Genomic DNA, 19,696 nt, shown 5'->3' with positions numbered 1-19,696 from the left:
AATTTCACCGCTCTCCGGACGGCCGCGTCGTGACGCGCCGCCTCATCGTCTTCCATACCGACCGTGGTCTCCGCATGGCCAGGGCCGCCCGGGCCGCGGGCTCGCCGCGCGCGAAGGCGATGAGCAGACCGACGGCGAACATCGTGGGCAGCAGGGCGGAGCCCCCGTAGGAGAACAGCGGCAGGGGCACTCCGGCAATGGGCAGCAGGCCGAGGACCGCGCCGATGTTGATCACGGTCTGCACCATCAGCCAGGCCGTCACCCCTCCCGCGGCGTACCTCACGAAGGGGTCCTCCGTGCGTCCGGCCACGCGGATACCCGCATAGCCTAGAGCGGCGAAGAGGGCGAGGACGGACAGCGTCCCCCCGAGTCCCAGTTCCTCACCGGTGATGGCGAAGATGAAGTCCGTGTGCGGCTCGGGCAGTTCCCCCCATTTCTCCACGCTGGCGCCCAGACCGGAGCCGAACCAGCCGCCGGAGGCCAGGGCGTAGATGCCGTGGACGGCCTGCCAGCAGCGGTCGTTCTCGCCGGGCTCGGTGGCGCCCAGGCAGGCCAGCCGGTCCACCCGGTGCGGGCTGGTCGCGATGAACAGGGCGCCGGCCGCGGCGGCGGCTGCCAGCACCCCGCCGAAGAGGCGGGTGGGCGCGCCGGCCAGCCACAGCAGGGCGAAGACGATGGCGGAGAGGATCATCACGGTGCCCATGTCGCCGCCGACCATGACGAGTCCGAAGACGAGCAGGGCGCCGGGCACCAGCGGGATCAGCAGGTGGCGCCACTGGGTCAGCAGCCGGCGTTCGCCCTTGCGGGCCAGCAGGTCCGCGCCCCACAGGACGAGGCCGAGCTTGGCGAACTCGCTGGGCTGGAGCTGGAAGGAGCCGCCGACGGCGATCCAGTTGGTGCTGCCGTTGACCTCGACGCCGATGCCCGGGATCTGCACGAGGACCAGCAGGACCACGGTCAGCGCGAGGAAGGGGTAGGTCAGGGCGCGCAGCAGCTTGACGGGGACGCGGGAGGCGATCAGCAGCAGGCAGGTGCCCAGGGCGGCGGCCAGGAGCTGCTTGCGGAAGTAGAAGGTGGCGGGCAGGTCGTAGCGCAGCGCCTGGATCTGGGAGGCGGAGAAGACCATCACCAGGCCGAGGAAGGTGATCAGCAGGCCGGTGCCCAGGATGACGTAATACGCCGTCAGCGGGCGGTCCCAGGCGCGGCGCAGGCGGGTGATCGGGGAGGGGACGCGGGGCGGCGTGGCGCCGCCGGTGGCGCGGGGGCCGCGCGGGGGGCGTGCGGTGGGCGCCGGGCGCCGCTGTGGGGCGGGCGCGGGGCGGGCGCGCTGGGTGCCGCCGCGCAGTGCGGGCTGATCGGCTGTCATCGGTCCCCTCCTGGTGCGCCCACGGGCCACGTCACGAGGCACGGTATCCGACCGGCCCGGCGAACGGCCGGGACCGGCCGGACCGTGCCCCGAGCGTGTCCGGGCTCGGGGCGCGCCGGGCTCGGGGCGCGGCGGCTCTCAGGGCGCGGCGGGCAGGGCGCGGACGGCGGCGGCGAAGCTGTGGCCGCGCTCGGCGTAGTTGGCGAACATGTCCATCGAGGCGCAGGCCGGGGCCAGCAGGACGGTGTCGCCGGGGGCGGCCAGGCCGGTCGCCTCGCGGACGGCCTCGGCCATGGCGCCGGTGCCGGCCTCCGTCACCTCGACGACGGGGACGCCGGGCGCGTGGCGGGCCAGGGCCTCCGCGATCAGCGGGCGGTCGGCGCCGATGAGGACGGCGCCGCGCAGCGTCTTGGCGGCCTCCCGCACCAGGTCGTCGAAGGTGGCGCCCTTGGCGAGCCCGCCCGCGATCCACACGACCGAGGGGTAGGCGGCCAGGGAGGCCGCCGCCGCGTGGGTGTTGGTGGCCTTGGAGTCGTCCACGTAGGCCACGCCCCCCACGTCCGCGACGTGCTCGATGCGGTGCGGGTCGGGGCGGAAGGCGCGCAGGCCGTCGCGGACGGCGCGGGGCTCCACGCCGTAGGCGCGGGCCAGGGCGGCGGCGGCGAGGGCGTTGGCGATGTTGTGCGGGGCGGGCGGGTCGACGTCCGCGACCCCGGCCAGCTCCTGGGCGCGGTGCAGCCGGTCGGGCAGGAAGGCGCGGTCGGCCAGGACGCCGTCCACGACGCCGAGTTGGGACAGGCCCGGCGGGCCGAGGGTGAAGCCGATGGCGCGGCAGCCCTCGGTGACGTCGGCCTCCCGGACCAGCGCCTCGGTGGCGGGGTCCTCGGCGTTGTAGACGCAGGCGGCGACGTTGCCCTCGTAGACGCGGCCCTTGGCAGCGGCGTAGGCCGCCATCGAGCCGTGCCAGTCGAGGTGGTCGGGGGCGAGGTTGAGGACGGCGCCGGAGTGGGCGCGGACGGAGGGCGCCCAGTGCAGCTGGTAGCTGGACAGCTCGACGGCGAGGACGTCGTAGGGCGGGTCGGCCAGGACGGCGTCCACCAGGGAGGCGCCGATGTTGCCGACCGCGGCCGTGCGCAGGCCCGCCGCCGTGAGGATGGCGGCGAGCATGCGCACGGTGGTGGTCTTGCCGTTGGTGCCGGTGACGGCGAGCCAGGGGGGCCCGGCCGGGCCGCGCAGCCGCCAGGCGACCTCGACGTCCCCGATCACCTCGGCGCCGGCCGCCGAGGCCGCGGCGAACAGCGGGCTGTCGGGGCGCCAGCCGGGCGAGGTGACGACCAGTTCGGTGCCCGGGGGCAGCGTGTCGCCGTCCCCGAGGCGGACGTCGACGCCCTCCCCCGCCAGCTCGGCGGCGCGCGCCCGGGGGCGTTCGCCGTCGCCGCCGTCCACGGCGGTCACGTGCGCGCCGGCGCGGGCCAGGGCGCGGGCGGCGCTGACCCCGCTGACGCCGAGCCCGGCCACGGTCACCCGCCGCCCGGCGAAGGCGGCGGCCCCGGGCAGATGGGCAAGAAGGCCACTCACCAGTCCGCCACCCAGGTCCCGTAGAAGATGCCGATGCCGACGATCACGCACATGCCCTGGATGATCCAGAAGCGGACGACGACCAGGACCTCGCTCCAGCCCTTCAGCTCGAAGTGGTGCTGGAGGGGCGCCATCTTGAAGACGCGGCGGCCGGTGAGGCGGAAGGAGCCGACCTGGATCACCACGGACATGGTGATGAGGACGAACAGGCCGCCGAGGACGGCCATCAGCAGCTCGGTGCGCGAGACGATCGCCAGGCCGGCCAGGGCCCCGCCCAGAGCCAGGGAGCCGGTGTCACCCATGAAGATCTTGGCGGGCGAGGTGTTCCACCACAGGAAGCCGAAGAGGGCGCCCATCAGCGCGGCGGCGACCACGGCCCCGTCCAGCGGATCTCGCACCTCGTAGCAGGAGGCCCCGGCCGTGGCGGTCTCGGCGCAGGTCTGGCCGTACTGCCACACGCCGATGAAGACGTAGGCGCCGAAGACCATCACGGAGGCGCCCGTGGCCAGGCCGTCGAGGCCGTCGGTGAGGTTCACGCCGTTGGACATCGCCAGGATCATGAACAGCGCCCACAGCACGAACAGCACGGGCCCGATCGTCCAGCTGAAGTCCTGGGTGAACGACAGGTGCGTGGAGGCCGGGGTGAGGCCGCGGGCGTCCGCGAAGTTGAGGGACAGGATGGCGAAGGCGACGCCGACGAGGAACTGCCCCAGCATCTTGGCGCCGGCCCGCAGGCCCAGGCTGCGCCGCCGCACGATCTTGATGTAGTCGTCGAGGAAGCCGACCAGGCCCATGCCGGCCATCAGGAAGAGCACCAGCAGCCCGGAGATGGTGGGCTCCTCGCTGGTGATGACCTTGGTGGCGGCGTAGGCGACGAGCGTGGCCAGGATGAACGCGATGCCGCCCATGGTGGGCGTGCCGCGCTTGCTGTGGTGGTCGCGGGGGCCGTCGTCGCGGATGTACTGGCCGTAGCCCTTGCGGGCCAGCAGCTTGATCAGGAGCGGGGTGCCGATCAGGGTCAGGAAGAGTCCGATGGCGCCGGAGAAGAGGATCTGCCTCATCGGGCGGCGACCTCGCCCTCGCCGTCGGCGGCGCCGGGGGCGTCCGCGAGGATTCCGAGGGCGACCTGTTCGAGCCCGGCCGCTCTCGACGCCTTCACCAGCACGACGTCTCCCGGCCGCAGCTCCTCGCGCAGCAGCGCGAGCGCCGCCGCGGCGTCGGACACGTGCACCGACTCCTCACCCCACGAACCCTCGTTCTTCGCGCCCGCGTCCAGCCACGCGGCCTCCCGGCCGCCCACGGACACGAGCCTGCTGACGTTCAGCCGGACGGCGAGCCGCCCGATCGCGTCGTGCTCGGCGAAGGAGTCCTCGCCCAGCTCGGCCATCCGCCCCAGGACCGCCCAGGTGCGGCGACCGCCTCCCATCGCGGCCAGCGCCCGCAGCGCGGCCCGGGTGGAGTCGGGGTTGGCGTTGTAGGCGTCGTTGACGACCATGACGCCGTCGGGCCGTTCGGTGACCTCCATCCGCCACTTGGACAGCGGGCGGGACGCGGCCAGCGCCTCGGCGATCGCGGCGGCGGTCAGGCCGGCCTCGTGGGCGACGGCGGCGGCGGCCAGGGCGTTGGAGACCTGGTGCGCCCCGTACAGGCGCAGGGTCACCTCGGCCTCGCCGGTGGGGGTGATCAGGCGGAACGCCGGGCGTCCGTCGTTGGTCAGCCGCACCTGCTCGGCGCGGATGTCCGCGGCGGAGTCCTCCCCGAAGAGGAGGACGCGGGCGCGGGTGCGCCCGGCCATGGCGCGGACCAGCGGGTCGTCGGCGTTGAGGACCGCGACGCCGCCCTCCTCGGCCGGGGGCAGGGCCTCGACCAGCTCGCCCTTGGCGGTGGCGATGGCCTCCTTGCCGCCGAACTCGCCGATGTGGGCGGTCCCGACGTTGAGGACCACGCCGACGCGCGGAGGGGTGAGGGAGGTGAGGTAGCGGATGTGGCCGATGCCGCGGGCGCCCATCTCCAGTACGAGGAAGCGGGTGGTGTCGGCGGCGCGCAGGGCCGTCAGGGGCAGCCCGATCTCGTTGTTGTAGGAGCCGGGGGTCCACACGGTGGGACCGGTGCGCTCCAGGAGCTGCGCGATGAGGTCCTTGGTGCTGGTCTTGCCGGCCGACCCGGTCAGGCCGACGACGGTGGTGCCCAGGCCCTGGACGGTGTGGCGGGCGAGGGCCCCGAGCGCGGCGGTGACGTCCTCGACGACGACCGCGGGCACGCCGACGGGGCGGGCGGCCAGCACTGCCGAGGCGCCGGCGGCCACGGCGGCGGCGGCGAAGTCGTGGCCGTCGACGCGCTCGCCGGGCAGCGCGGCGAAGAGGGAGCCGGGCTCGGCCAGCCTGGAGTCGATGACCACGGGCCCGGTGATGCGGGGTGGTGACTCCGGTATGTCGTGGGGCTCTCCCCGCACGACCGTGATGAGCTCAGCAACGGAAAGGGGGATCACTGCAGCGGGCCTCGCCTGGCTTCGGTTTCTGAGTGGGACTCTGCGGGGGAAGGCGTGGGGGTGCCGGGGGTGGGGGAACGCTCGGCGCGGCGCCGGATCGCCGCGCGCAGCTCCTCGCGGTCGTCGAAGGGCCGGATGACGCCGGCGATGTCCTGGCCGCGCTCGTGGCCCTTGCCGGCGATCAGTACGGCGTCGCCGGACTCGGCGCGGGCCACGGCGGCGGCGATGGCGGCGGCGCGGTCCTCCTCGACCAGGACGGTGCCGCGCTCGTGCGCGGGGACCTCGGCTGCGCCGGCCAGCATGGCGGCCAGGATGGCGAGCGGGTCCTCCGAACGGGGGTTGTCCGAGGTCAGCACGGCGGTATCGGCCAGCCGGGCGACGGCGGCGCCCATCCGGGGGCGCTTATGCGGGTCGCGGTCGCCGCCGCAGCCCAGGACGGCGTGCACCCGGCCGGGGGTGACGCGGCGCAGGGCGTGCAGGACGGACTCCACGGCGTCGGGCTTGTGGGCGTAGTCCACGACGGCCAGGTAGGGCTGGCCCACGTCGATCCGCTCCAGCCGGCCGGGGACGCCGGGGACGGCGGCGACGCCGCCGGCTGCGGCCTGTGGGTCCAGGCCGGCGACGGCCGCGGCGGCGATGGCGGCCAGGGCGTTGGCCACGTTGAACGGCCCGGGCAGGGGCGCCGCGGCGGCCACGCGGGTGCCGTCGGGGCCCAGGGCCGTGAAGGTGGAGCCGAGGGGGCCGATGGCGACGTCGGCGGCGCGCCAGTCGGCGTCGGGGTGGCCCTCGGCGGAGTAGGTGGTGACGGGGATTCCGGCCTCGGCGGCGAGGCGGCGGCCGTGCTCGTCGTCGAGGTTGACCACGCCGAGCCGGGCGAACTGGGGGGTGAACAGCCGCGCCTTGGTGCGGTAGTAGTCCTCCATGTCGGGGTGGAAGTCCAGGTGCTCGGGGCTGAGGTTGGTGAAGACGGCCACGTCGAAGCGGCAGCCGTCCACCCGGCCCAGGGCGATGGCGTGGCTGGAGACCTCCATGGCGACTGCGCGGACGCCGCGCTCGCGCATCACGGCGAACAGGCCCTGGAGCTCGGTGGCCTCGGGGGTGGTGCGCTCGGACTTCACGCGCTCGGCGCCGATGCGGGTCTCGACGGTGCCGATCAGGCCGATGGACGCGGCGGCCTCGCCGGCGGCCCCGGACGGATCGGCGGGGTCGGCGGGGTCCTTGGCCGCGGCGCGGCGCAGGGCGCCCTCCAGCAGGTAGCTGGTGGTGGTCTTCCCGGAGGTGCCGGTGACGCCGATGAGCAGCAGGTCGCGGCCGGGGTCGCCGTAGACGGCGACGGCCAGGGCGCCGGTGCGGGCGCGGGGGTTGTCGACGGCGAGGACGGGCAGGCCGGTGGCGGCGGCGCGCTGCGCGCCCTCGGGGTCGGTGAGGACGGCGACGGCGCCCAGGCCCGCGGCCTGGGTGGCGAAGTCGGCGCCGTGGAAGCGGGCGCCGGGCAGGGCCGCGTAGAGGTCGCCGGGGCGGACGGCGCGGGAGTCGTGGGTGATGCCGGTGACCTCGGGGAGCGGGCCGTGGGGGGCGGGGGTGCCGAGCAGCCCGGCCAGCTCCGCCAGGGGCACGGGCTCGACGTACTCGGGGCGCGGCACCGGACGGGCGTGATCAGCGTGGGGCACGGCCGTGAGCGTACCGGGCGCGGCGGGGGTGGGGCGAAACGAGGTTGACCCGTCGGTGATGGTTCTCACGTGCCTTCTCCGCCTCCTGGTGCGGGGTCGTGCCGGGTGGTGCGCGGCCCGCCGGGCGCGGCGGTGCGGGGGCCGTTCATGCGTCGGGGTCGAAGGTGACCGGGAGGCCGTCGAAGGACTCGCCGGTGGGCGGGACGCGGAGCGCGGCCAGGGAGAACCGCATCACCTCGTTGAAGACGGGGCCGCAGACCTCGCTGCCGGTGTACGGGCCCTCGGTGGGGTTCTGCACGACGCAGTAGACGGTCAGGCGGGGGTCGTCGGCGGGCGCGAACCCGGCGAAGGAGGAGGTGTAGCCCTGGTAGCGACCGGTGTCGGGGTCCACCCGGTTGGCGGTTCCGGTCTTGCCGGCGACGCGGTAGCCGGGGATGCGGGCGGCGGAGCCGGTGCCCTCGGGGGAGGCGACGACGGTCTCCAGCATCCGGGTGAGCTGTTCGGCCGTCTCCTCGCTGACGACCCGGCTGCGTTCGGGCTCCTCGGCGGGGCGGTACTCGCCGTCGGGCCCGGTGGTGCCGCGGACCAGGCTGGGTGCGATGCGCTCGCCGGCGTTGGCGACGGTGGAGTAGATCGAGGCGGCCTGGACGGCGTTGACGGACAGGCCCTGGCCGAAGGGGATCGTGTACTGCTGGGAGGCGTTCCAGTCCTCGGGGCCGGCCAGGATGCCGGGCGTCTCGCCGGGGAAGCCCAGGCCGGTGGGCCGGCCGAAGCCGAAGGCGGAGAGGTAGCGGTGCAGGACCCGGTTGGCCTCGGGCTGGGTCTCCCCCAGCTCCTCGGCGGCCAGGATGGTGCCGATGTTGCTGGACTGGGCCAGGACGCCGGCCAGGGTGAGGGAGAGCGTCTCGTGCTCGTTGTGGTCGGCGAAGCTGCGGTCGGCGCGCGGGAGCCGGTTGGGGACGGTGACATGGGTGGAGGGGGTGGCGGCCTCCTCCTCCAGCACGGCGGCCATGGTGATGACCTTGCTGGTGGAGCCGAGTTCGAAGGCGTCCTCCAGGGCCGGGTTGCCCAGGTTCTCGGCGGAGGCGGCGGCGATGTCGTTGGGGTCGTAGCCGGGGGCGCTGGCCAGGGCGAGGAGTTCGCCGGTGACGGTGTCCTGGACGACGACGGAGCCGCCGTCCGCCTCCGAGGCGGCCACCTGTTCGGAGATGGCGCGCTGGGCGGCCCACTGGATGTCGCGGTCCAGCGTCAGCTCGACGTCGGTGCCGGGCACGGCGGGCTGCTCGCTCTCGCCGGCGGTGGGAACGCGGCGCCCGCCGGACTGGGCATAGGTGGCGGTGCCGTCCTCGCCGGCCAGCTCCCGGTCGAGCTGGGCCTCGAGGCCCGCCCCGCCCTGGCCCTCGTCGTTGACGAAGCCCAGGACGGCGGCGGCGAGTTCGTCGTTGGGGTAGACCCGGACGGTGGTGTCCTCGGCGAGGACCCCGGCCAGGACCTGGGTGCCGGTGCCCTCGGCCTCCTGCTCGTCGAGGATGCGGCGCAGGTCCTGGATCTGGCGCCAGGTCTGGGGGGTCTGGCGGCGGGCGAGGACCTCGTAGCGGGAGCCCTCGTTGTCCAGGAGGTCGGCCAGCTCGGCCTCCTCGCGGCCGAGAATGGGGGCGAGGAGGGCGGCGGCCTGGCGGGGGGCGTCGGGAACGCCCGTCTGCTCCTCGGTGAACAGCAGCGGGTCGGCGGTGATGTCGTAGGCGTCCACGGTGGTGGCCAGGGCGTGGCCGTCGCGGTCGGTGATGTCGCCGCGCTCGGCGGACAGGGTGACCTCGACGATGCGGTTCAGCTCGGCCTCCTCGCTGTAGGAGGCGGCGCCGACGGCCTGGACCTGCACGAGCCGGATGGTGAAGGCGAGCATCACGAGGGTGAGGCCGAGGCCGATCAGCCGCAGCCGGGGGCGCGGGCTGCCCAGCCGCAGGGGCGCGCCCTCGGGGCGCGGGCGCCGGGGCCCGGGGGGCGTGGGGGCGCTCACGGGGCGTCACCCGCCGGGGTCTGCGCGGGGGCGGACGGGGTGGGGGGCGTTGCGGCGGCCGTCGTCGCGGCGCCGGCCGGGGCGGGCGCGGGCTCATCGGGGGCCGCCGCCGGGCCGGAGGCACCCCGGGTGCCGGGCGTGCCGGACTCCCCCGGCTCGTCGCGTTCGCCCGCTTCGCCGGGCTGCCGCGCGGTCGCGGACGCCGTCGCCTCTTCCGGCCCCTCCCCCAGCTGAGGCTCGGGCTGGGTCTCCGCGTCGGGCTCGGGCTCGGCCGCGGGCGAGGGGTTCGTGTCGCCGAGGAGGGTGCCGTCCGGGCCGAGGAACGCGGGGGGGCCGGCGGGGACCATGCCCAGCTCGCGGGCGCGTTCGGCCAGGGCGTCGGGGTCGGCGTAGCCGTCCACCTCGGCCTGGAGCTCCTGCTGCTCATCGGTCAGCTCGCGGGTCTCGCGGCGCAGTTCGCTCTGCTCGAAGGAGCCCTCGTTCAGGGAGGCGTTGAGAAAGAGGAGGCAGAGCATCCCGCCGGCCAGCAGCAGGACGATCAGCAGCGCGAAGGGAGTGCGGGCCGCGGCGCCGCCGCCGGGGCGGCCCAGGCCCGTCAGGCGGGCCAGGCGCTGGGTCGGGGTGGGGCCGGGGCTCACGGCAGGGCCTCCCGGACGCGCTCGGCCGCGCGGAGGCGGGCGGGGGCGGCGCGCCGGTTCTCCGCGACCTCCTCGGGCCCGGCCTGCTCGGCGCCGCGGGTGAGCAGGCGGAAACGCGGCTGGTACTGCTCGGGGATGACGGGCAGGCCGGGCGGGGCGGTGGACCTGGCGCCCTCGGCGAGGACGCGCTTGACCAGGCGGTCCTCCAGGGAGTGGTAGGAGAGGACGGCCACACGGCCGCCGACGGCCAGGGAGGCCAGGGCGGCGGGCAAAGCGCGTTCCAGGACGGCGAGTTCGCCGTTGACCTCGATGCGCAGGGCCTGGAAGGTGCGCTTGGCCGGGTTGCCGCCCGTGCGCATGGCGGCCTGCGGCAGGGCCTCGCGGATGAGATCGACCAGGCGCGCGCTGGAGGCGAGGGGCGTGCGGGAGCGTTCGGCGACGATGGCCTCGACGATGCGGCCGGCGAAGCGTTCCTCGCCGTAGACGCGCAGGACGCGCACCAGCTCGCCCGGCGGGTAGGTGTTGAGGACCTCGGCGGCGCTGGGACCTGAGGTCTGGTCCATTCGCATGTCCAGGGGGGCGTCGCGGGCGTAGGCGAAGCCGCGGTCGGGCTCGTCGAGCTGGAGGGAGGAGACGCCGAGGTCGAACAGGACGCCGTCGACCCGGTCGAGGCCGAGGCGGGCGAGGACGGCGGGGAGTTCGTCGTAGACGGCGTGCGCCGGGGTGAAGCGCTCCCCGTGGCGGGCGAGGCGGCGGCCGGCCAGCTCCAGGGCCTGGGGGTCGCGGTCGAGGCCGATGAGGCGCAGTCGGGGGTGGGCGTCGAGCAGGGCGTCGCTGTGGCCGCCCATGCCGAGGGTGCAGTCGACGGCGACCGCGCCGGGGGCCTCCAGCGCCGGACCGAGAAGCTCCAGGCAGCGCCGCAGCAGCACGGGGCGGTGCCGGGCTTCCGGTGGCCGGTCGTTGCTGGTCGTCATGTGCCTTCCGGAGGGGAGGTGAGACAGGTGACGGGCGAAGACGGCGGCCTGGTGCACGCCTCCCAGTGCGCGTCACATTAGCCCACCAGTTCCGGCGGTCAATCACTGAGCCTGACCGGGTGCGGCGTTTCGGGTGACCGCCGCGGGGCTGTGAGCGGCCTCACTCTGCCCGCTGAGGCGGGCTCTTGACGTTTCTATTACCGTCACAGATATGACGGAGAGCGTGACAGATCAGCTGGTCAGGGCCAACGAGAAGTACGCCGGGGGGTTCACGGACCCCGGCATGGACGCCCGGCCCGTGCGGAAGGTCGCCGTGGTGGCCTGCATGGACGCCAGGCTCGACCTGCACGAGGCCCTGGGCCTCGCGCTGGGCGACTGCCACACCATACGCAACGCGGGGGGTGTCGTCACCGACGACGTCATCCGCTCCTTGACCATCAGTCAGCGGAAGCTGGGCACCGAGGCCGTGGTGCTCATCCACCACACCGGCTGCGGCCTTCAGCAGCTGACCGAGAGCTTCCGGCACGAGCTGGAGCTGGAGGTGGGACAGCGCCCGAGCTGGGCCGTGGAGTCGTTCACCGACGTCGACCAGGACGTGCGGCAGTCCATCGCCCGCGTGCGCACCTCCCCTTTCCTCCCGCACACTGAGGACGTGCGCGGCTTCGTCTTCGACGTGACCACCGGGCTCCTCCGCGAGGTCGACCCCGTCGGGGCGCCGGCCGCGTGACGCGCGGCCCCCGGTGCGTGAGAATGCGGCGGGGGTGCAACTGTCCGGATGCCTGCCGGTGTCGGGTCTCTCGACGCCGGCAGTTCGCCGCCGGGCGGATCAGTGCGACCGGGCCCGCGCGCCGCGCGGGCCCGGACCTGGGGCCGAGGAGGGCCGGTGACGACGTATGACACCTACGAGGGGCACGACAGGCTCACGGACCTGAGCGCCACCGCCGAGGGGGTGCGGCGCGCGGTCGAAAGCGTGATCGAGGGCAAGCCCGAGGTGGTGCGGCTCTCCCTGACGGTCCTGCTGGCGGGGGGCCACCTGCTGCTGGAGGACGTCCCCGGGGTGGGCAAGACGATGCTGGCCAAGGCCCTGGCGCGGTCGATCGACTGCACGGCGCAGCGCATCCAGTTCACGCCTGACCTGCTCCCCACGGACATCACCGGGGTCAGCGTCTACGACCAGGAGCGCAAGGAGTTCGAGTTCATGCCGGGCGCGGTCTTCGCGCAGATCGTGATCGGCGACGAGATCAACCGCGCCTCGCCCAAGACGCAGTCCGCGCTGCTGGAGGCGATGGAGGAGCGGCAGGTCACGGCGGACGGCCGGACGTTCGAGCTGCCGAGCCCGTTCATGGTGATCGCCACCCAGAACCCGGTCGAGATGGAGGGGACCTACCCGCTGCCCGAGGCGCAGCGGGACCGCTTCATGGCGCGGGTCTCGGTGGGGTACCCCAGCCCGGACGCGGAGCTGCGGATGCTGGAGGCGCACGCCGGGTACTCCCCGCTGGACGCGCTCCAGCCGGCCGCGCACGCGCACGACGTCGTGAAGCTGATCGAGGCGGTGCGCGAGGTGCACGTCTCGGAAGGCGTGCGGCGGTACGCCGTGGACGTGACGGCCGCGACCCGGGCGCACCCGGAGCTGCGGCTGGGGGCCTCGCCGCGGGCCACGCTGCACCTGATGCGGGCGGCGAAGGCGGCGGCGGCGCTGGCCGGGCGCGGCTATGTGCTGCCCGACGACATCCAGCAGCTGGCCGTTCCGGTGCTGGCGCACCGGCTGCTGCCCACGGCGCAGGCGCAGGTGCACCGGTACGCCAGCGAGCACGTGGTGACGGACATCCTGCGGCGGACGCCGGTGCCCGACCCGTACGCGGCGCAGCGCCCGCGGGGCCTGTAGATGCGCCCGCGGGAGACTTCCGGGCCGCCCCCGATGCCGTCGGCTCCGCCGGTGGTGCCGTCGGCTCCGCCGGTGGTGCCGTCGGCTCCGCCGGTGGTGCCGTCGGCTCCGCCGGTGGTGCCGCCCGCGGGCGCGGGGCCGCCGCCCGGCGGGGCCGGGGGCTCTCCCGCGCCGCCGGGGGCGGGCCAGGCCCCGGCCGTCGCGCCGGGGTTCCCGGGAGCGGCCGTGCCGCCGGGTGCTCCCGGTTTCCCCGGCGGGCACGTGCCCGGGGGCAGTGCGGCGCCTCCCGGGCCCCCGGGACAGACAGGCCCGGCCGGGCCGGCGTTTCCCGGGGCGCTGGGACCCACCGGCGTGACCGGGCCGACGTACCCCGGGGCGCTGGGACCCACCGGCGTGACCGGGCCGACGTACCCTGGGGCGCTGGGCTACCCCGGTGGGGCCGGGTACGCCTATCCCGGGGAGGCCGGGGCGCGGGGGGAGAGTGAACGGGGGCCGCTGCGGGCGGCGTTCAGTGGGCTGACCACGCGGGGGCGGTCGTTTCTCGCCGCGGGCGGGGCGGCGGCGGTCTGCTCGTACCTGCTGGGGAAGGCCGACCTGCTGCGCGTCGGCGTGCTGCTGGCCGCGCTTCCCGTGCTGTGCGTGCTGGTGCTGCACAGCACCCGCAGCCGGGTGACCGCGGCGCGGCGCCTGGCGCCGGACCGGATCGAGCCGGGCGCGGAGGCCCGCGTGCACCTGCGCCTGGAGAACGTCGCGCGCGTGCCCAGCGGGATGCTGCTGCTCCAGGACCGGGTGCCCTACGTGCTGGGTCCCCGGCCGAGGTTCGTGCTGGACCGGGTGGAGCCGGGCGGGCGGCGCGAGGTGACCTACCGCATCCGCTCGGACGTGCGCGGGCGTTACCCCGTGGGGCCGCTGCAGCTACGGCTGGCCGACCCGTTCGGGATGGTGGAGCTGAGCCGCTCCTTCCACGACGTGGACGTGATGACGGTGCTGCCGCGTACCGAGCCGCTGCCGGGGGTGCCGCTGCCGGGCAGCGCCCACGGGCAGGGGGACGGCAGGCGGCGGAAGCCGGCCGTGGCCGGGGACGACGACGTGATCCCGCGCGACTACCGGCACGGCGACGACCTGCGCCGGGTGCACTGGCGCGCGACCGCCCGGCGGGGAACGCTGATGGTGCGGCGCGAGGAGCAGCCGCGGCGGGCCCGGTGCACGGTCCTGCTGGACACCCGGCGCACGGGATACGCCCTGGGCGGGCCGTACTCGCCCTTCGAACGGGCCGTGAGCGGCGCGGCCTCGGCCGTGGCGCACCTGAGCGCCCGGGGCTACGCGGTGCGCCTGCTGAGCGAGGCCGGGCCACTGGCGCCGGGGGCCGAGGCGGCGGCGGGCGACTCCTCGGCTGCGATGCCGATGATGGACGCGCTGGCGGGGGTCGTGCCCTCCTACGTCCCCGGCTTCGAGGGGGCGCTGGACGCGCTGGGCGGCGACACGGGCCTGGTGATCGCGTTCCTCGGGCTGGTGGACGACGGGCAGGTCGCGGTGCTGGCGCGGCTGCGTCAGCGGGCGGCGGGCGGGATGGCGTTCCTGGCGGCGGGTCAGGTGTCCCCCGCTCTGGAGGCCGCGCGCGAGGAGGCCGTGCGGCGGGCCGGGTGGTCGGCGGTGCCGCTGACCCCGGGCGTTCCGCTGGGACGGCTGTGGGAGCAGGCCGCCGCGGGACGCGGGACGCGCTGAGGAGGGGCGTCGCGGCGGCCGGACGGCGGCGACGCCGGGGAGACGGCGCCCGGGCACTCCGGGTCCGGGACGCGGGGAGAGGAACGGCAGGATGGACAGCAGGACGCGGATCGCCGCCGCGGCGTGGCTCGCCACGCTGGGCGCGGCCGGTGCGCTGCTGCCGCTGATCGAGGGCGCCGACTGGTTGGTGCAGGCGGGCGTGCTGCTCGCCGCGCAGAGCGGCACGGGGGTGCTGCTGCGCCGCCCGCCGGTGCCCGCGGTGGTGCCCCCGCTCGCGCAGGCGGCCGTTTCGCTGCTGCTGCTGACGGTGGTGTGCGTGCGGGAGGAGGCACTGGGCGGGCTGCTGCCGGGGCCAGCGGCCTTCGACGCGTTCGGGCGGCTGCTGTCGGCCGGGGCCGACGACATCGGGCACTACGCGGCGCCCGCACCCGCCACGGACGGCATCCGCCTGATGGTCTTCGGCGGGGTGCTGCTGGTCGGGCTGCTGGTGGACCTGCTGGCGGTGACGCTGCGCAGCGCGGCCTCGGCCGGGCTGCCGCTGCTCGCGCTGTACTCGGTGGCGGCGGGCGTGGCCCAGGAGGAGGGCGGCTGGCAGTACTTCGCCTGCGCGGGGACGGGCTTCCTGGTGCTGCTGCTGGTCGAGGGGCGGGACCGGCTGACCGGCTGGGGGCGCTTCTTCGGCGGTCCCGGCGTTCCCGCGTGGATGCCGGGGGCGCCCCCGCCGGGGGCCGCGCCCGCGGTGGCCGGGCCGCGGGTGCGCGCCGGGCGGCGGATCGGCGCGCTGACGCTGGGCGTGGCGGTGCTGGCGCCGCTGCTGCTGCCCCAGCTGGGCAGCGGGCTGCTCGACCCCGAGGGCGAGCGCGGCGCGGGCGGGCCGGGCGGGTCGACCTCCCTGGACCCGCTGGTGGCCCTGCAGGACCACCTCGTCCGCGGCGAGAACCGGACCGTCCTGACCTACCGCACGGACGGCGGGGACACCCCGTCGATGTACCTGCGGCTGGCCGCGCTGGACGAGTTCAACGGCACGGCGTGGAGTTCCTCCCGCTGGTGGGAGGCGAACGTCCCGCCCGCGCCCTGGCCGGTCTTCGGACTGGCCTCCTCGGTGGCGGCCCGGGAGGTGACCACGCGGATCTCCGCGGCGCCCGACTACGCGCAGCCGTCGCTGCCGGTGCCCTATCCGGCGACGTGGATCGAGACCCCGGGCGACTGGAGCTTCGACCAGGGGTCGCAGACGCTGGTCTCGGCGGACGGGGAGCTGAGCAGCCAGGGCCGCGAGTACCGGGTGGACCACCTGCTGGTGGAGCCCACCGCCGAGCAGTTGGCGAACGCCCCGGCCGCGCCCGGCGACATCGCCGAGTACTACACGCGCGTGCCCGCCGAACTGCCGGCCGAGGTGGGCGAGACGGCGGCGGAGGTCACCGCGGGGTCGGCCAACGCCCTGGAGCGGGCCGTCGCGCTGCAGCGGTGGTTCGTCCGCGAGGGCGGCTTCCGCTACGACACCTCGGTGGCCTCGGGGACGGGGCCGGACGCCGTCGCGGCCTTCCTGCGCGACCGGGAGGGCTTCTGCGTCCACTTCGCCTTCGCCATGGCGGCGATGGCCAGGACTCTGGACATCCCTGCGCAGGTCGCGGTGGGCTTCACGGGCGGCGTACGGCAGGCGGACGGCACGTTCCAGGTCGGGACGCACAACGCCCACGCCTGGCCCGAGCTGTACTTCGAGGGCGTGGGCTGGGTGCGCTTCGAGCCGACGCCCGGGCAGGGCAGCGTCCCCCCGTACGCCCTGCCCGAACGCCAGGAGCCCGCGCCCGGCCCGACGCAGCCGGAGGAGGACCCGACCGAGCGCCCCTCGCCCTCCCCCTCGCCCTCGCCTTCGCCCTCGGAGCGGGAGGCGCAGCCGCGGACGCCGGAGAGCGACGAGGACGAGGGCGGCTTCCTGGGGTGGCCGTGGTTCCCGTGGATTCCGTGGACGGCGGTGCTGTGGACCGCGGGCGGGACGCTGGTGCTGGGCCTGCTGGCCTGGCCGGCGGTGTGGCGGGCGCGGGCCAGGGCGGCGCGGCTCGCGCCGGGAGCCGGGGTGCCGGCGGCCTGGCGGGAGCTGACGGACACCGCCTGGGACCTGGGGATCGCGCCGCTCGGGTGGGAGACGCCGCGGCAGGCGGCGGAGCGGATCATGCGGGTCTGCCCGCTGGACGAGGAGGCGTCGGCGGCGCTGACGCGGGTGGCGCTGGCGTTCGAGGAGGAGCTGTACGCGCCGGACCCGCCCGCGCGCGCGGCGGCGCCGGACGTGATCGCGGTGTCCGCGGCCCTGCGCGCCTCGGCGGGGCGCCGGCAGCGGCTGCGCGCGCGGCTCCTGCCCCGCTCGGCCGTGCGGGTGATCCACGAGAGCCTCTCCGGCGCGTCCTCCACCGCCCGGACCCGCCTCAGCCCCGCCCGGCGGGGAGCCACCGCTCCTCCCGGCACGGGGGCCTGAACGGCCCCCGGCGCGGCACCGCGAGGGCCGGCCGCCGGGGAGGGCCGGGCCGCGGGCCGAGCCGTGCGTCGGTCCCGCCCGGGGACGGGACGGACGAACGGGGGCCGCCCGGCGTGGGCGGCCCCCGTTCGGAAGGGAAGGGAGAGGGAGGGTGCGGGGGTCAGTCGTCGCGCTCCTCGCGGCGGCGCTGCCAGCGCTCCTCGATGCGGGTCATCATCGAGCGCCGGCGCCGCTGGGGGCGGCGGCCCGCCTGTCCGGCCTGCGGTCCGCGCCCGGGCTGCTGGGCCGGGGGGCGGCGCCAGCCGGTGAGGACGACCACGGCGCAGCCGAGCATGATCAGGAAGCCCACCACGCTCAGCGCGATGACCTGGACCACCATGCCCCCCATGAGGAGGCAGATACCGACGAGGAACCCGGCGATCGCCTGGTAGACCCGCTTGCGGGTGTACGTGCGCAGCTCGTTCCCCTCAAGCGCTGTCGCGAATTTGGGATCTTCGGCGTACAGCGCTCGCTCCATCTGCTCGAGCATGCGCTGCTCGTGGTCCGAGAGCGGCACGGAGTCCTCCTACTCGTCGGTCGCGGCGCGACCCGATCCGACTCTTCCAAGGATAGGCAGGGACGCGTCCCTGTGAAACCCACCCCTGTACGCCAATTTCGCCCACCACGCCCGGCCCGCCGGGTCCGGCGAGGTGGAATTTTCCTTCCCGCGCCGACCCCGGATCATGCCGCAGGGCTCACCCCGATGATACGAGGAACCGCCCTACATCTCGTCCGGTACCTCCGCCCGCACGTGGAGCTGGGCGGCCACGGCCTGGAAGGCGGGCCGCCCGGCCGCCTCGGCCTCCAGCCGGGTCAGCTCCTGCAGGGCCTCCGGCTCGGTGTCCACCAGCGAACCCGGGACCAGGTCCGCGAAGATCCGCACCCCGTGGACGGGCCCCGGCACCAGCCCCGCCTCGGCGACCAGCGCGGTCAGGGCGGCCGGGGTGAACCGGCGCGGCAGCGGGTCGGCCCCGCCCCAGCGCCCGGCCGGGTCACCCAGCGCCCGCCTGGCCTCGGTGAAGCGCCCGGCCAGGGCCCGGGCCAGCACCGCGCCTCCCACGCCGGCGGTCAGCAGGCTGAGCGTGCCCCCGGCGGGGCGCAGGGCCCCGGCCACGGACCGCAGCGCCGCCGCGGGGTCCTCGACGTACTCCAGGACGCCGTGGCACAGCACCAGGTCGAACGCCCCGGCGCCGGCCACCTCCAGCAGGTCCTGGGTGTCGCCCTGGACCGCGCGCACCCGCCCGGCGACGCCCTCCTCGCCGGCCCGCCGCTCCAGCGCGAACAGCGCGTCGGGGCTGGGGTCGACGACGGTGACGCGGTGTCCGAGCCCGGCCACGGGAACGGCGAGGCTGCCGCTGCCGCCGCCGGTGTCGAGCACGTCCAGCTCCTGCCTCCCGGCCGCGGCGGCCCGGTCCTGGAGCGCCTGGCGCAGGACCTCCCACACCACGCCCGCGCGCAGCGCGGCATGGGGGCCCGTCAACGCTCCTGCCGCCCCCCGGGGGCTCGGTCCTGACGGCATGGCGGATGGCCTCTCGTGCGGGTGGTGCCGGGCGGGGCCCACCCTACTCGGCGGCGGGCCCGCCCGGCTCGTCCCGGGGCCGCAGCATCGGCCGTCGCAGCAGCATCTCCTCCACCAGCCGCAGGAAGAAGGCGGCGGCCCGGCGCAGCTCGTCCGCGTCGCCCTGGGCGACCACGCCGCGTATCCCCGCCTCGATCCGGGCACGGCGCCCGGCGCTGGCCGCGAACAGCACGCCCCACTCGGCCAGGTCGGGCGCTATCTCCGGGAGCACCTCCCAGACGCTCCGGATCCGCCGCCGCCCCCGCGAGGTGGGCTCGGGACGCCCGCGGACGGCCAGCACGGCCGCCGCGGTGCGCAGCGCGGCGAGGTGGGCGGCCACGTACGCGTCCCCGGGGTCGGCCAGGGCCGCGGCCTCCTCCAGACCGCGCTCGGCCTGGGTCAGAAGGTCCAGTGCGGCGGGGGGCGCGGGCGCCCGGCGCGGCACGGGGTGCACGTCGGTCGGGAGTCCGGTCATGACGAGCCTCCAGTCAGTCAGTCGTCACTCAACGGTCCAGCGGTGCTATGGTTCTGCGCGGTATGCGCATCTGGGCACATGGTGACCCATGGCACTGACAATTCCCGCCGTGTGCCGCCCGCCGACGAGGCGGTGAGGCAAGGGACCGCCGCATGAGAAGCACCAGCACCCGCCGCAGCGCGACCCGGCGGCGGCTCTACGAGGCGGCGGTGGCCCTCATCGCGGAGCAGGGCTTCTCCTCCACCACCGTGGACCAGATCGCCGAGCGCGCCGGGGTGGCCAAGGGCACCGTCTACTACAACTTCGCCAGCAAGACCGAGCTGTTCGAGGCGTTGCTGCGCGACGGCGTGGCCCCGCTGGTGCGCGGGCTGCGGCAGGCGGCGCGCGCCGAGCTCGACCGCGGCGGGCGGTGCCTGGACGCGCTGGACGCGATGACGGGCGCGGGCCTGGCGTTCATCGCGGCGCACCCCGACGTCACCCGCCTCCTGGTGTCCGAGCAGTGGCGCACCGGCCGGGCCTGGTCCCCGACGGTGGGTAAGCTGCGCGCCGAGGTGGCAGGGGTCGTCGAGGACGTGCTCGAACAGGGCGTCAAGGCCGGCGAGTTGGATGAGGGGCTGGACGTTCCGCTGACGGCGGGCGGGCTGGTGGGGCTGGTGATGGCCGGCGCCCTCGACTGGCGCTCGTTCTACCCCGCGCGCCCCCTGGAGGACGTGCACGCCGCCCTCTCCGCGCTGCTGCGCGGCAGGCTCGCCGGGGGCGGGCGCGCCTGAGCGCCCCGCCCCCGGCGAGCTTTCCCCCCGGTCCCCCCACTCG

At 75.9% G+C, this 19,696-nt stretch carries 16 protein-coding genes; 5 read left to right on the top strand and 11 right to left on the bottom strand.

Annotated elements, in window-relative coordinates:
- Positions 1 to 4 precede the first annotated feature (4 nt).
- The 8 genes from ftsW to rsmH form a co-directional block, all read right to left on the bottom strand.
- Positions 5 to 1,366, bottom strand: coding sequence for a putative lipid II flippase FtsW (gene ftsW / locus RM780_RS19745; protein WP_311632133.1), 1,362 nt, complete (start codon positions 1,364 to 1,366; stop codon positions 5 to 7).
- 138 nt (positions 1,367 to 1,504) lie between these two features.
- The gene (gene murD / locus RM780_RS19740) at positions 1,505 to 2,944 is read right to left on the bottom strand and encodes a UDP-N-acetylmuramoyl-L-alanine--D-glutamate ligase (RefSeq protein WP_311632132.1); all 1,440 of its coding nucleotides are present in this window, start codon (positions 2,942 to 2,944) and stop codon (positions 1,505 to 1,507) included.
- Positions 2,941 to 4,005 (bottom strand): phospho-N-acetylmuramoyl-pentapeptide-transferase, encoded by a 1,065-nt coding sequence (gene mraY / locus RM780_RS19735; protein WP_311632131.1) that lies wholly within the window; start codon positions 4,003 to 4,005, stop codon positions 2,941 to 2,943. The genes murD and mraY overlap by 4 nt, the downstream gene beginning before the upstream one ends.
- Positions 4,002 to 5,432 carry a UDP-N-acetylmuramoyl-tripeptide--D-alanyl-D-alanine ligase gene (locus tag RM780_RS19730; RefSeq protein ID WP_311632130.1) on the bottom strand — a complete coding sequence of 477 codons (1,431 nt, stop codon included), beginning with the start codon at positions 5,430 to 5,432 and terminating at the stop codon, positions 4,002 to 4,004. The genes mraY and RM780_RS19730 overlap by 4 nt, the downstream gene beginning before the upstream one ends.
- Positions 5,429 to 7,171 (bottom strand): UDP-N-acetylmuramoyl-L-alanyl-D-glutamate--2,6-diaminopimelate ligase, encoded by a 1,743-nt coding sequence (locus RM780_RS19725; protein ID WP_311632129.1) that lies wholly within the window; start codon positions 7,169 to 7,171, stop codon positions 5,429 to 5,431. The genes RM780_RS19730 and RM780_RS19725 overlap by 4 nt, the downstream gene beginning before the upstream one ends.
- Positions 7,172 to 7,247: 76 nt before the next feature.
- Entirely contained in the window at positions 7,248 to 9,119 is a 1,872-nt protein-coding gene (locus RM780_RS19720; RefSeq protein ID WP_311632128.1) for a peptidoglycan D,D-transpeptidase FtsI family protein, read from the bottom strand.
- The gene (locus RM780_RS19715) at positions 9,116 to 9,757 is read right to left on the bottom strand and encodes an FtsB family cell division protein (protein ID WP_394813022.1); all 642 of its coding nucleotides are present in this window, start codon (positions 9,755 to 9,757) and stop codon (positions 9,116 to 9,118) included. The genes RM780_RS19720 and RM780_RS19715 overlap by 4 nt, the downstream gene beginning before the upstream one ends.
- Positions 9,754 to 10,731: a 16S rRNA (cytosine(1402)-N(4))-methyltransferase RsmH gene (rsmH, locus tag RM780_RS19710; protein WP_311632127.1), complete on the bottom strand. Its 978-nt coding sequence runs from the start codon at positions 10,729 to 10,731 to the stop codon at positions 9,754 to 9,756. The genes RM780_RS19715 and rsmH overlap by 4 nt, the downstream gene beginning before the upstream one ends.
- 211 nt (positions 10,732 to 10,942) lie before the next feature.
- Here rsmH and RM780_RS19705 point away from each other — a divergent pair, with 211 nt between their 5' ends.
- From RM780_RS19705 to RM780_RS19690, 4 genes are all read left to right on the top strand, one after another.
- Positions 10,943 to 11,458, top strand: coding sequence for a beta-class carbonic anhydrase (locus tag RM780_RS19705; protein ID WP_311632126.1), 516 nt, complete (start codon positions 10,943 to 10,945; stop codon positions 11,456 to 11,458).
- 156 nt (positions 11,459 to 11,614) lie between these two features.
- Positions 11,615 to 12,616, top strand: a complete 1,002-nt coding sequence (locus RM780_RS19700) for an AAA family ATPase (protein ID WP_311632124.1) — start codon at positions 11,615 to 11,617, stop codon at positions 12,614 to 12,616.
- Between the two features lie 420 nt (positions 12,617 to 13,036).
- On the top strand, positions 13,037 to 14,341 hold the full coding sequence (locus tag RM780_RS19695; RefSeq protein ID WP_394813025.1) for a DUF58 domain-containing protein: 1,305 nt from the start codon (positions 13,037 to 13,039) through the stop codon (positions 14,339 to 14,341).
- Between the two features lie 91 nt (positions 14,342 to 14,432).
- Positions 14,433 to 16,811, top strand: a complete 2,379-nt coding sequence (locus RM780_RS19690) for a transglutaminase family protein (protein ID WP_311632123.1) — start codon at positions 14,433 to 14,435, stop codon at positions 16,809 to 16,811.
- A gap of 160 nt (positions 16,812 to 16,971) precedes the next feature.
- Here RM780_RS19690 and RM780_RS19685 read toward each other — a convergent pair whose 3' ends face one another.
- The 3 genes from RM780_RS19685 to RM780_RS19675 form a co-directional block, all read right to left on the bottom strand.
- Positions 16,972 to 17,367: a DUF3040 domain-containing protein gene (locus RM780_RS19685; RefSeq protein WP_311632122.1), complete on the bottom strand. Its 396-nt coding sequence runs from the start codon at positions 17,365 to 17,367 to the stop codon at positions 16,972 to 16,974.
- Between the two features lie 204 nt (positions 17,368 to 17,571).
- Positions 17,572 to 18,369: a methyltransferase gene (locus RM780_RS19680; protein ID WP_311632121.1), complete on the bottom strand. Its 798-nt coding sequence runs from the start codon at positions 18,367 to 18,369 to the stop codon at positions 17,572 to 17,574.
- 43 nt (positions 18,370 to 18,412) lie between these two features.
- On the bottom strand, positions 18,413 to 18,883 hold the full coding sequence (locus tag RM780_RS19675) for an SAV_6107 family HEPN domain-containing protein (RefSeq protein WP_311632120.1): 471 nt from the start codon (positions 18,881 to 18,883) through the stop codon (positions 18,413 to 18,415).
- A 152-nt stretch (positions 18,884 to 19,035) separates the two neighbouring features.
- On the opposite strand from RM780_RS19675, the gene RM780_RS19670 reads away from it, so the two are divergent.
- Positions 19,036 to 19,653, top strand: coding sequence for a TetR/AcrR family transcriptional regulator (locus RM780_RS19670; protein ID WP_311632119.1), 618 nt, complete (start codon positions 19,036 to 19,038; stop codon positions 19,651 to 19,653).
- The last annotated feature ends 43 nt before the right edge of the window (positions 19,654 to 19,696 follow it).

Source organism: Streptomyces boetiae (genome assembly GCF_031845405.1).
GTDB classification, from domain to species: Bacteria; Actinomycetota; Actinomycetes; order Streptomycetales; family Streptomycetaceae; genus Streptomyces; species Streptomyces boetiae.
The sequence above is the reverse complement of the archived record's forward strand: the minus strand, read 5'-3'. Positions and strand labels throughout refer to the sequence as shown.